Origin of the sequence: Candidatus Enterococcus moelleringii, from assembly GCF_017377575.1 — a bacterium.
Lineage (GTDB): Bacteria > Bacillota > Bacilli > Lactobacillales > Enterococcaceae > Enterococcus_A > Enterococcus_A moelleringii.
Genome location: NZ_JAFREM010000011.1, coordinates 57495 through 70005 on the forward strand (window position 1 = coordinate 57495; position 12511 = coordinate 70005).

The 12511-nt window shown below is 41.7% G+C and carries 15 protein-coding genes; 12 read left to right on the forward strand and 3 right to left on the reverse strand.

Annotated features, from left to right (window positions below; genetic code table 11):
* Positions 1-2: 2 nt before the first annotated feature.
* Positions 3-623, reverse strand: coding sequence for a 50S ribosomal protein L25/general stress protein Ctc (locus JZO70_RS06430; protein ID WP_207672723.1), 621 nt, complete (start codon positions 621-623; stop codon positions 3-5).
* A gap of 386 nt (positions 624-1009) precedes the next feature.
* On the opposite strand from JZO70_RS06430, the gene JZO70_RS06435 reads away from it, so the two are divergent.
* From JZO70_RS06435 to udk, 4 genes are all read left to right on the forward strand, one after another.
* Positions 1010-1540 carry an HdeD family acid-resistance protein gene (locus JZO70_RS06435; RefSeq protein ID WP_207672724.1) on the forward strand — a complete coding sequence of 177 codons (531 nt, stop codon included), beginning with the start codon at positions 1010-1012 and terminating at the stop codon, positions 1538-1540.
* 131 nt (positions 1541-1671) lie between these two features.
* Positions 1672-2388 carry a pseudouridine synthase gene (locus JZO70_RS06440; protein WP_207672725.1) on the forward strand — a complete coding sequence of 239 codons (717 nt, stop codon included), beginning with the start codon at positions 1672-1674 and terminating at the stop codon, positions 2386-2388.
* An 11-nt stretch (positions 2389-2399) separates the two neighbouring features.
* Positions 2400-3083 carry a YjjG family noncanonical pyrimidine nucleotidase gene (locus JZO70_RS06445; RefSeq protein WP_207672726.1) on the forward strand — a complete coding sequence of 228 codons (684 nt, stop codon included), beginning with the start codon at positions 2400-2402 and terminating at the stop codon, positions 3081-3083.
* 70 nt (positions 3084-3153) lie between these two features.
* Positions 3154-3780, forward strand: coding sequence for a uridine kinase (gene udk, locus JZO70_RS06450; RefSeq protein ID WP_207672727.1), 627 nt, complete (start codon positions 3154-3156; stop codon positions 3778-3780).
* A 98-nt stretch (positions 3781-3878) separates the two neighbouring features.
* Here udk and gpmA read toward each other — a convergent pair whose 3' ends face one another.
* On the reverse strand, positions 3879-4565 hold the full coding sequence (gpmA, locus tag JZO70_RS06455; protein WP_207672728.1) for a 2,3-diphosphoglycerate-dependent phosphoglycerate mutase: 687 nt from the start codon (positions 4563-4565) through the stop codon (positions 3879-3881).
* A gap of 117 nt (positions 4566-4682) precedes the next feature.
* Entirely contained in the window at positions 4683-5363 is a 681-nt protein-coding gene (gene rpiA / locus JZO70_RS06460) for a ribose-5-phosphate isomerase RpiA (RefSeq protein WP_207672729.1), read from the reverse strand.
* 349 nt (positions 5364-5712) lie between these two features.
* Between rpiA and rpsL the strand changes: the two genes are divergently transcribed.
* The 8 genes from rpsL (at position 5713) to JZO70_RS06500 (ending at position 12499) form a co-directional block, all read left to right on the forward strand.
* A complete protein-coding gene (rpsL, locus tag JZO70_RS06465; RefSeq protein WP_207672730.1) occupies positions 5713-6126 on the forward strand; it encodes a 30S ribosomal protein S12 in 414 nt (137 codons plus the stop codon).
* Between the two features lie 47 nt (positions 6127-6173).
* Entirely contained in the window at positions 6174-6644 is a 471-nt protein-coding gene (rpsG, locus tag JZO70_RS06470; protein WP_207672731.1) for a 30S ribosomal protein S7, read from the forward strand.
* 80 nt (positions 6645-6724) lie between these two features.
* The gene (gene fusA / locus JZO70_RS06475) at positions 6725-8812 is read left to right on the forward strand and encodes an elongation factor G (protein WP_207672732.1); all 2088 of its coding nucleotides are present in this window, start codon (positions 6725-6727) and stop codon (positions 8810-8812) included.
* 151 nt (positions 8813-8963) lie between these two features.
* Positions 8964-10151: an elongation factor Tu gene (gene tuf, locus JZO70_RS06480; RefSeq protein WP_207672733.1), complete on the forward strand. Its 1188-nt coding sequence runs from the start codon at positions 8964-8966 to the stop codon at positions 10149-10151.
* A 450-nt stretch (positions 10152-10601) separates the two neighbouring features.
* Complete coding sequence (gene rpsJ / locus JZO70_RS06485; protein ID WP_010756438.1) at positions 10602-10910, forward strand: 30S ribosomal protein S10; 309 nt, start codon at positions 10602-10604, stop codon at positions 10908-10910.
* A gap of 21 nt (positions 10911-10931) precedes the next feature.
* Positions 10932-11561: a 50S ribosomal protein L3 gene (gene rplC / locus JZO70_RS06490; protein ID WP_207672734.1), complete on the forward strand. Its 630-nt coding sequence runs from the start codon at positions 10932-10934 to the stop codon at positions 11559-11561.
* A gap of 27 nt (positions 11562-11588) precedes the next feature.
* Complete coding sequence (gene rplD / locus JZO70_RS06495) at positions 11589-12212, forward strand: 50S ribosomal protein L4 (protein ID WP_207672735.1); 624 nt, start codon at positions 11589-11591, stop codon at positions 12210-12212.
* The gene (locus JZO70_RS06500) at positions 12212-12499 is read left to right on the forward strand and encodes a 50S ribosomal protein L23 (protein ID WP_207672736.1); all 288 of its coding nucleotides are present in this window, start codon (positions 12212-12214) and stop codon (positions 12497-12499) included. Before rplD ends, JZO70_RS06500 begins: the two co-directional genes overlap by 1 nt.
* Positions 12500-12511: the final 12 nt, after the last annotated feature.

Genomic DNA, 12511 nt, shown 5'->3' on the forward strand with positions numbered 1-12511 from the left:
GATTATTCAGCTTCAGTTTCACCAATAACTTCAGGTTCTGCTGCTTCGCCAGGAACTTCAAGTTCTGCTGATTCTTCTTGAGCGCCTTGGATAGCCGCTACTTGTTCTTCAGCATCTGTGATAACAGTGTAGTCTGCATGGGCAGCCAAGTCACCAACAGTGATTGATTGACCAATTTGCAAGTCAGTGATGTCTACTTCGATGTTTTCAGGCAATTTGTCTGGAGTTGCTGAAACAACGATAGTGTACAATGTTTGTGCCAAAGTACCGCCAGCTTTCACACCAGCTGCTTCGCCGACTAAGACGATTTCAGTTTCAACTTCAGTTGTTTCTGCCATATCTACTGATAAGAACTCAACGTGGGTAAATTCACGAGTGAATGTTTCAGATTGGTAATCATGAAGCAAAGTGTTTACTTTTTTACCATTCAAATCCATTGAGAAGACGGTGTTTGCGCCGTTTTCCCGTAAAAGTCTCATTAGTTCATGATCTTCTACTGCAATCGCTGTGTTTTCCACTTGGTAGCCATAAACGACTCCAGGGATTTTACCTTCGTGACGTAGCTTGTTGCGTAGGGAACGGGGACGAGTTGCTCTTTCTTCTACTTTCAATGTTACTGCCATAACCAAATTCCTCCTTAAAATGTCACTGACTGCTGGTTTACAGCCAGATCTCTTAAAGTGACGGGTTATTCTCAGCACGATGGTTTTGCGAAAATACGCAAAAAGACAGTCGCAAGCGCAACTGTCTAAAAAAAGTCTAGGTTCAACTTTCTCTACCAGGTCATTACGCTGTGTATGAGAAACCTTGTATTCACTTAGCAGATCGCAGAAATTTACGATCTAATTAAAGACTAACGCTTTTTTTAACAAATTGCAAGGAAAAGCGGTTTTAAATGAAAATAATCTGGATATTTCAGCAAAAAATACGAAAAAGCATTTTTGAAGCACGAAAACTGACGAAAAATTTCGCTTGTGCTAAGGTTTTTATGAGAGGAGAGGAATAAATTATGGATACACAAAAACAAAATCGAGGATTTAACTGGAGCTCGCTGATTTTAGGCGTTCTATTTATTATCGTGGCCTTGCTTTCATTTCAAGACCCAGTTGGGAATCTGGTAGCGATCGTGATCGTTATTGGGGCTTTTGCTATCATTAAGGGAATCTACGAAATCTTTGTCCGAAACAAGGTGAAGGAATTAACCGGTTATCAAAGCAAAATGCCGATTGTAATCGGGATCATTGATATCATCATCGGGGTACTTTTACTATTTAATATTGGCGTTGGTGTAATCACCTTGCCGTTTATCTTTGCTTTTTGGTTCCTGTTTGATTCTATTTTAGGCTTAGTAACAGCAGGCAGTGCCCGGGCCTTCAGTAACGGATACTACTGGTTTACTGTGATAATCAACATTATCGGTATTCTATTGGGGATCTTCCTATTGTTCAACCCGCTTTCTTCTGTATTGACTTTAAGCTTTTTAGTCGGAGCTTACTTCATGCTAGTGGGGATTACCGAAATTATCTATGCGTTTCGTTAGAAATTAAAAATGCAGATTCTCTGTTGCAGAGAGTCTGTATTTTTTAGCTTTTGGAAAGACTTGACCCTATGATTGCATTCATCCGTGATTCCAGTATAATTGATGGCGATAAGCTTAAAGGAGTTTTCAACGTGCGTTTAGACAAATTAATTGAGTCTCGTCTGCAGACAACCCGCAAAGAAATGAAGCGACTGTTTCTCATGAAGCGGGTGCGAGTGGATGATATAGTGGAAATGAACCCGCAGCGCAATGTGGATAGTCAGCTGCATCAGATTGTAGTAGACGGGCAGCAGTTGTTCACCGAGCATGTGTACTATTTACTGAATAAGCCTAAAGGTGCGGTGACAGCGAAGCAGGATGCCAATTGCCAAACCGTATTGGAATTAATTGCAGAACCGGATCGTAGAAAAGAGCTATATCCGGTGGGGCGCCTGGATCGAGATACTACAGGGTTGCTTCTACTGACAGACAACGGCCAATTAGGTTATGACCTGCTGCAGCCAAAGCTAAAGGTTCAGAAGACCTATCGAGCGATTGTAAATGAAGAAGTCATCGAGGAAGATGTGGCAGCCTTTGCCAAGGGAATTGTTTTCCATGGTGGAATTATCTGCCAGCCGGCGGAGTTGGAAATTATTGCAGCGAGCCCGACTGCCTCTGAAGTGGCGTTAACCATTCAGGAAGGCAAGTTCCATCAAGTGAAGAAAATGTTTCTAGCCTGCGGGAAAAAGGTAGTAGAGCTGGAACGTTTGACGATGGGACCTTTACGCCTGCCGCCGGACCTGGCACAGGGCACGTACCGCTCCTTGACGCAAAGCGAATTGAAGCAGTTAAAAAAATACTTTAGATAGAAGGAATAGAAATGTATAACACCTTATTGTTTGATATTGATGATACGTTGCTGGATTTTCAAGATGCTGAAGAGCAAGCATTGAATAAGCTATTTACTGAGATGGGTGTGCCTTTAGATGAAGAGGTAAAGAATGCCTATAAGGAAATGAACCGCGGCTTTTGGCGGGAGCACGAACAAGGCCTGCTTTCTAGACAGGAACTGCTAAACAAACGTTTCAGTATCTTTTTTGAAGGCTTTGGCAAAACGGTAGATGGTCCAGCCACTGAAGAACGCTACCGCTACTACTTGAATCAAGGCCACACACTAATCAAAGATGGTCTGGAGGTCGTGCAGCGATTAAGCCAAACTAAAGATTTATATGTAGTGACTAACGGCGTATCGGCAACACAGCATCAACGATTGAAGCAATCTGGTCTAGCACCTTACTTTAAGAAATTTTTCATTTCCGAAGAGATGGGGGTTCACAAACCCATGAAGGAATACTTTGACATCGTTTTTGATGCTATCCCTCATCTTGATAAGAAGGAAACTGTGATTATCGGTGATTCGTTAACTTCGGATATTAAAGGTGGGCAGGTTGCTGGGATTGATACGGTGTGGATGAACCCGCAAAACAAGCCGGCAGAAGTCATTCAGCCTACGTATCAAATCCGCCAATTGACCGATCTTTACAAAATTTTGCAAGAATTTTGATAAAGCAATAGCAATTGCCTTGATTTTCGCTATAATGAGTGTAGCAAAGACACGAAAGAGGTTGTATTTCATGAAAAGCAAGCCAATTATCATTGGTGTAACAGGCGGTTCCGGCAGCGGAAAAACCAGCGTCAGCCGTGCTATTTACAATAATTTTCCCGATCATTCAATTATGATGCTGGAACAGGATTCTTACTATAAAGATCAAAGTAACTTAAGCTTTGAGGAACGGTTGGAAACGAACTATGACCATCCTTTCGCATTTGATACGGATTTACTGATTGAACATCTGCAAAAACTGCTGAACTTTGAAGCCATTGAAAAGCCGGTTTACGACTACGTAGCTCATACTCGCAGTACAGCAGTAGTGGTGCAGGAGCCTAAGGAAGTTATTATTCTGGAAGGAATTCTAATTTTAGAAGACGAACGCCTGCGGGATTTGATGGATATCAAGATTTACGTAGATACTGATGACGATATTCGCATCATTCGCCGGATCAAACGGGATATGGAAGAACGGGGCCGCACCTTGGACTCGGTTATCGAGCAGTATTTGTCGGTGGTCAAACCGATGTATCATCAATTTATCGAGCCAACCAAACGCTATGCCGATATTATCGTGCCAGAAGGCGGCGAGAACCATGTAGCGATAGACCTTTTGACTACTAAAGTTTCGTTTTTCTTAAATCATGAATAGATAATTGCTGCAGCCAGACTCTTTGAGGGACGGGCTGCTTTTTTAATTTGGAGTATAAAAAAATACCGCCAAGATCACTCTCAGCGGTATAGCTATTCTTATAAGTAGTATTTTTTCGCTACTGTTAAATCGTCGTTCAATTCATAAACAAGTGGTTGGCCTGTTGGGATTTCTAAGTCCATGATATCTTCATCAGAAATACCTTCGATATGTTTAGCCAAAGCACGTAATGAATTACCGTGAGCTGCTACTAAAACAGTTTTGTTGTCTTTCAAAGCAGGAGCGATTTCATCTTGCCAGAAAGGAAGCGCGCGTTCTAAAGTTACTTTCAAGTTTTCGCCGCCAGGGATGTCCCGAGGGTCTAACATTGAGTAACGACGTTCTTGTGCTGCTGAACCTTCGTCAGTTGCTTCCATCAATGGAGGCAATACATCGTATGAACGACGCCAGATGTGCACTTGTTCGTCACCGTATTTTTCAGCGGTTTCTTTTTTGTTCAAGCCTTGTAATTTACCATAGTGACGTTCGTTTAAGCGCCAAGATTTAACTGTTGGTACCCAAAGTTGGTCAGATTCTTCTAAAATGTAGTTACAAGTTTTGATGGCACGAGTCAATACAGAAGTGTAAGCAACATCAAATTCGATTCCAGCTTCTTTGATTTTGCGTCCGCCTTCTTTTGCTTCTTCGACACCTTCTGGAGCTAGATCAACGTCTGCCCATCCAGTAAATTGATTCAATTTGTTCCATTCACTTAGTCCGTGACGAGAAAAAACTAATTTTGGCATAATATTCTCTCCTTTAGTTCATTTCTGAAATTTTCAATTCCTGGTTCATTGTACAATGTTTTCGCCGTTTTTTCCATCGTTTTCCTTTAGATAGAAGCGGAATTTAAAATTTAGAGCCTATTTGCCAGGTACAACTAGTTCTTTTGGTCCGTCTGGGGTACCTACAACGACACGCGAAATCATGTCAATAAACAAACCGTGTTCCACCACGCCCACATAACGGTCCAGTTCATCAGCCAATGCTTTAGGATCTTCAATTACGTCTAAAGCCAAGTCGATAATGTAATGTCCGCCATCAGTTATCAGCAATTCGCCTTCTGCCGTTTTGCGCCATTTTGGATTGTAGCCTTTTTCTTCAAAGAGACGGAACAGGTTGTGGCTGCCAAATGAAACTACTTCAACTGGTAACGGGAAGTTGCCTAATTTATCCACCATTTTACTTTCATCTACGATCCAGATGCATTCGTCGGAATAAGTTGCTACGATTTTTTCGAACAATAAGGCTGCGCCGCCGCCTTTGATTCCTTGGAAGTCGCTGCTGATTTCATCTGCGCCATCAATAGTCAAATCCACATGGTCCACTTCATCAATTGCTTTTAAAGGAATGCCTAGTTCTGTTGCTTGTTTTTCAGTCGTAGAAGAGGTAACAACACCCGTAACGTTCAGTCCTTCTTCTTTCATGCGACGGCCGATTTCTTTTACCATATAATATGCTGTTGATCCAGTACCCAATCCAACGACCATGCCGTCCTTCACATATTTAGCGACCTCAATGCCTACCAGTTCCTTTAGATTCATCGAAAAATCCCACCTTCGTTTAAGTTACTTCTATTGTAATCGGAACCCGTGAAAAAAGATAGTTCTTTTGAGTAAAAAAGACCAAAAAGATTTTTTCTTCTTATTAATATAGAAAGACTAAACCAATTGAAAATATCCCAAAAAACTTCCAACTGGTTGTTGACAGGTATATCCAACCGTGATATGCTATCTGAGGTGCTTTGTGAACAGGTCTCTCAAGTGAGACGTGCTGACTGTGTCAAGGTACGCTTGATAAAGAATGCATAGAATGCATTATTTTTTATCGCCGAAAAAGAACCACCAGGATGTGTGGGACTAGAAAGCGAATCGAGGAAGGAGGAAACAAGGAATGCCTACAATTAATCAATTAGTACGTAAACCTCGTAAATCAAAGGTGGAAAAATCAGGTTCACCTGCATTGAATAAAGGATACAACAGCTTCAAAAAAGTTCAAACAAACGTTAACTCTCCACAAAAACGTGGGGTCTGCACACGTGTGGGTACTATGACACCTAAGAAACCTAACTCTGCATTACGTAAATATGCCCGTGTTCGTTTGTCTAACTTGATCGAAGTAACAGCGTATATCCCAGGTATCGGCCACAACTTGCAAGAACATAGTGTTGTTTTATTGCGTGGTGGACGTGTAAAAGATTTACCAGGAGTACGTTACCACATCGTGCGTGGCGCATTAGATACTGCCGGCGTTAACGATCGTAAACAAAGCCGTTCTAAATACGGTACTAAGAAACCTAAAGCTTAAAAAAACGAACTAGATAAAAGACATATTTTCGGAAGGAGGAGTTACGCATGACTCGTAAGGGTGCTGCTATAAAACGCGATGTTTTACCAGATCCTATGTATAACTCAAAGCTAGTAACTCGTTTAATCAACCGTGTAATGGTTGACGGAAAACGTGGGATTGCTGCAAATATCGTTTATAACGCATTTGACACAATCAAAGAATCTACAGGAAATGATCCATTGGAAGTTTTCGAACAAGCAATGGAAAATATTATGCCTGTTTTGGAAGTTAAAGCTCGCCGTGTTGGTGGATCTAACTACCAAGTACCAGTTGAAGTACGTCCAGAGCGTCGTACAACACTTGGTTTACGTTGGGTTGTTAACTATGCACGTTCTCGCGGAGAACATACAATGGAAGACCGCTTAGCTAAAGAAATCATGGATGCTGCTAACAACACTGGAGCTTCTGTGAAAAAACGCGAAGATACTCACAAAATGGCCGAAGCCAACCGTGCTTTTGCTCATTATCGTTGGTAAAATCCTCTCTGCATTTGACAACTGTCAGCAGAAAGATATTCGTACGCTTAATTTGATTTAAGAGAGGAGAAACAGAAGAAATGCCAAGAGAATTTTCTCTAGACAACACTCGTAACATTGGTATCATGGCCCACATCGATGCTGGTAAAACGACTGCGACTGAACGTATCTTGTATTACACTGGTAGAATCCACAAGATTGGTGAAACTCACGAAGGAGCTTCACAAATGGACTGGATGGAACAGGAGCAAGAACGTGGAATCACTATCACGTCCGCAGCGACTACCGCAGCTTGGAAAGGTCATCGTATCAATATCATTGACACACCAGGACACGTGGACTTCACTGTAGAAGTTGAACGTTCATTACGTGTACTAGATGGTGCTGTAACTGTACTGGATGCTCAATCTGGGGTTGAACCTCAAACTGAAACCGTATGGCGTCAAGCAACAACTTATGGTGTGCCACGTATCGTATTTGCTAACAAAATGGACAAAATCGGCGCAGACTTCCTATATTCTGTAGAAACTTTGCACGACCGTTTGAACGCAAATGCTCATCCAATCCAATTACCAATTGGTGCGGAAGATGATTTCACTGGTATCATCGACCTTGTGAAGATGAAAGCTGAAATCTATGCAAACGACTTAGGTACTGAAATCGAAGAAACTGACATTCCTGAAGAGTACAAAGAATTGGCTCAAGAATGGCATGAAAAATTAGTTGAAGCTGTTGCTGAAACTGATGAAGATTTGACGATGAAGTATCTTGAAGGTGAAGAAATCACTGAAGCAGAATTGAAAGAAGGAATCCGTAAAGCAACAGTTAACGTTGAATTCTATCCAGTTCTATGTGGTTCAGCCTTCAAAAACAAAGGGGTTCAACTATTGTTGGATGCCGTTCTTGACTACTTGCCTTCACCTTTGGATATTCCTGCAATCAAAGGGATCAATCCTAAGACTGAAGAAGAAGAAGAACGTCCAGCTGACGACAGCGCTCCATTTGCTGCATTAGCATTTAAAGTAATGACAGACCCATTCGTTGGTCGTCTAACTTTCTTCCGTGTGTACTCTGGTGTCTTACAATCAGGTTCATACGTACAAAACGCAACTAAAGGCAAACGTGAACGTGTTGGTCGTATCTTACAGATGCATGCTAACTCACGTTCTGAAATCTCTGAAGTTTACGCTGGAGATATCGCTGCTGCAGTTGGTTTGAAAGATACAACTACCGGGGATACATTGTGTGCTGAAAAATCACCAGTTATCCTTGAGTCAATGGAATTCCCAGAACCAGTTATCCAAGTTGCGATTGAGCCTAAATCAAAAGCAGACCAAGATAAAATGGGTGTTGCCTTGCAAAAACTATCTGAAGAAGATCCTACCTTCCGTGCTGAAACAGACGTGGAAACAGGCGAAACAATCATCGCTGGTATGGGTGAACTTCACTTAGACATTATCGTTGACCGTATGCGTCGCGAATTCAAAGTTGAAGCAAGCGTTGGAGCTCCTCAAGTATCTTACCGTGAAACATTCCGTCAAGGTACTCAAGCAGAAGGTAAGTTCGTACGTCAGTCTGGTGGTAAAGGTCAATACGGTCACGTATGGATCGAATTCGAACCAAACGAAGAAGGCGGCGGCTTTGAATTTGAAAATGCAATCGTCGGTGGGGTTGTCCCTCGTGAATACATTCCAGCTGTTGAAGCAGGTTTGAAAGCATCAATGGACAACGGTGTATTAGCCGGCTATCCTATGGTTGACATTAAAGCAAAACTTTACGACGGATCTTACCATGATGTCGATTCAAATGAAACAGCCTTCCGTGTTGCCGCTTCTATGGCATTACGTGCAGCTGCGAAGAAAGCTGATCCAGCGATTCTTGAACCGATTATGGCAATTGAAGTTGTTATCCCAGAAGATTACTTAGGTGATATTATGGGTCACGTGACTGCTCGTCGTGGTCGCGTAGAAGGAATGGATGCTCGTTCCGGCGGCTTACAAGTCGTTCGTGCAATGGTTCCATTGGCTGAAATGTTTGGTTATGCAACCACTCTACGTTCAGCAACACAAGGTCGGGGTGTCTTCACTATGACATTTGACCACTATGAAGCTGTTCCAAAAGCTGTTCAAGAAGAAATTATTAAGAAAAACGGCGGAAAATCTGAGTAATTTTTAAATTCTCGGATAAAATCCAATTGTTTTCTTAAAAGAACTGTATTTTTGGCAACAATTCAGCTAAAATAATAGCGATGATATGGGCTCGCGGTGCAAGCGTACCGCGGACCTATCAGATAAAAACACTCAGGAGGAACATATTTAAATGGCTAAAGAAAAATTTGACCGTTCAAAACCCCATGTTAACATTGGTACTATCGGACACGTTGACCATGGTAAAACAACTTTAACTGCAGCAATTACAACTGTACTTGCTAAAACTGGCGGCGCGACTGCTATGGATTACGCACAAATCGATGGTGCTCCAGAAGAACGCGAACGCGGAATCACAATCAACACTGCTCACGTTGAGTACGAAACTGAAAACCGTCACTACGCTCACGTTGACTGCCCAGGACACGCGGACTATGTTAAAAACATGATCACTGGTGCTGCACAAATGGACGGAGCTATCTTAGTAGTATCTGCTGCTGATGGCCCTATGCCTCAAACTCGTGAACACATTCTATTGTCTCGCCAAGTTGGCGTACCTTACATCGTTGTTTTCTTAAACAAAGTTGATATGGTTGATGACGAAGAATTACTAGAATTAGTTGAAATGGAAGTTCGTGACCTATTAACAGATTACGATTTCCCAGGCGACGACACTCCAGTTATCGCTGGTTCAGCTTTGAAAGCTTTGGAAGGCGACGCTGCTTACGAAGAAAAAATCGTTGAATTGATGGCAGAAGTTGATTCTTACATCCCAACTCCAGAACGTGACACTGAAAAACCATTCATGATGCCAGTCGAAGATGTATTCTCTATCACTGGTCGCGGAACAGTTGCTACTGGCCGTGTTGAACGTGGACAAGTACGCGTTGGTGACGAAGTTGAAATCGTTGGTATCGCTGAAGAAACTGCGAAAACAACTGTTACTGGTGTTGAAATGTTCCGTAAATTGTTGGATTACGCTGAAGCTGGCGACAACATCGGCGCATTGCTACGTGGTGTAGCACGTGAAGATATCCAACGTGGACAAGTATTATCTAAACCAGGTACTATCACTCCACATACAAAATTCTCTGCTGAAGTTTACGTTTTATCAAAAGAAGAAGGCGGACGTCATACTCCATTCTTCACTAACTACCGTCCTCAGTTCTACTTCCGTACAACTGACGTAACTGGTGTAGTTGAATTGCCAGAAGGAACTGAAATGGTTATGCCTGGCGATAACGTAGCAATGGAAGTGGAATTAATCCACCCAATCGCTATCGAAAACGGTACTAAATTCTCAATCCGCGAAGGCGGACGTACAGTTGGTGCCGGCGTCGTTTCAGCAATCAACGCTTAATTCGAACTTACACAACTTTTTATAAATGCAATACACATGCCCGGACGTAAAGGGTCGCTTTTAGCGGCTCTTTTTTTGTACCTGAAAATATGAGATTAAAGGTTGATGCAGCAGGTTTTTCCAGCACATAATCGAAATGGAAAGTCGTGTTTCTTCTATTATATAATGCAAAATTCAACTGCCTTATTTTGAAAAGTTGAAAAAATTTCTGAAAACTAGCGAATTAACGGGAATTTTCTTTAGAAAATCCTTGCAATGCCTATTCTAATGTAATATAATCATAAAGGTGCTGTTCACAGGAGTGTGAATGTACTGGGGGGTTCTAATTTGAATCTTCCGGCTTTGAAACGAGAGGTTGCGACACGCCCGGACGCTTTGCCACGAACGAGCGTGACGGAAATTTTCGTGGAGCTATGTCTACTTTTTAAAATAGGCGAAGGAGGGAACAAGATGGCAAAACAAAAAATTCGTATCCGTTTAAAAGCGTATGAACATGGTATTTTAGATCAATCAGCGGATAAGATCGTAGAAACTGCAAAAAGAACTGGAGCTAGCGTGTCTGGTCCAATTCCATTACCAACAGAACGCAGTCTTTACACTGTAATCCGTGCGACTCATAAATACAAAGATTCACGCGAACAATTCGAAATGCGTACACACAAACGTCTTATCGACATTGTGAACCCAACACCAAAAACAGTTGATGCTTTAATGAAGCTAGACTTACCAAGCGGTGTAAATATTGAAATCAAACTATAATAAGAAGATGGAGGTGTAATCATGACCAAAGGAATCTTAGGGAAAAAAGTGGGAATGACACAAATCTTCACAGAGTCTGGTGAATTAATTCCAGTAACTGTTGTCGAAGCAACACCAAACGTCGTTTTACAAGTGAAAACAATGGAAAACGATGGTTACGAAGCAGTTCAATTAGGTTACCAAGATAAACGTGAAGTTTTGTCTAACAAACCTGCGAAAGGTCATGTTGCAAAAGCAAACACGGCTCCTAAGCGCTTCATTCGAGAATTCAAAGATGTTGAGCTAGGAGATTATGAAGTAGGACAAGAAGTGAAAGTTGATACTTTCCAAGCTGGAGACATCATTGATGTAACCGGAACGACTAAAGGTAAAGGATTCCAAGGCGTTATCAAACGTCACGGACAAAGCCGCGGCCCAATGGCTCACGGATCTCGTTACCACCGTCGTCCTGGATCTATGGGTCCTGTTGCACCGAACCGTGTATTTAAAAATAAAAAATTGGCTGGACGTATGGGCGGCAACCGCGTAACAATTCAAAACCTTGAAGTTGTACGTGTTGACGTTGAACGCAACGTTATCTTAGTTAAAGGTAATGTACCAGGCGCTAAAAAATCATTAATCACAATCAAAAAAGCTGTAAAAGCTAAATAATTGTTATAGGAAAGGAGGAACTAAGGAATGCCGAATGTAGCATTATTCAAACAAGATGGAACTCAAAATGGTGAAATCACTTTAAACGAAGAAATCTTCGGAATCGAACCAAATGAAAGTGTTGTGTTTGATGCAATCATCATGCAACGCGCTTCATTAAGACAAGGAACACACGCTGTGAAAAACCGTAGCGCTGTTCGTGGCGGTGGCCGCAAACCATGGCGTCAAAAAGGAACAGGTCGTGCCCGTCAAGGTTCAATCCGTTCACCACAATGGCGTGGAGGTGGCGTTGTCTTCGGACCTACACCACGTTCATACAGCTACAAACTTCCTAAAAAAGTTCGTCGCTTAGCAATCAAATCTGTTTTATCAGAAAAAGTTGCTGCAAACAACTTGGTTGCTGTTGAAGCATTAAGCTTTGATGCACCAAAAACAAAAGAATTCAAACAAGTTTTAGCTAACTTGTCAATTGACTCAAAAGTATTGGTTGTTCTAGAAACAGGTAACGAAGCTGCAGAACGCTCAGCTCGCAACTTGCCAAACGTTACTGTTACTACTTCATCTAACGTAACTGTACTTGATGTAGTCGCTAACGAAAAAATCTTAGCAACGCAAACTGCTCTTAACCAAATTGAGGAGGTGCTTGCATAATGGAATTACTAGACGTAATTAAACGCCCAGTGATCACTGAAAAAGCCATGTTAAAAATGGACGAAAAGAAATACACTTTCGAAGTGGACACTCGTGCGAACAAAACTTTAGTTAAACAAGCTGTTGAAGCTGCGTTTGACGTTAAAGTAAAAAACGTAAACATTCTGAATGCTAAACCAAAAGCGAAACGTATGGGTAAATACACTGGTTTCACTAAAAAACGTCGTAAAGCAATCGTGACGTTAACAGAAGATTCAAAAGAAATCCAAATTTTCGATGCTGAATAAGCACAAGAAATA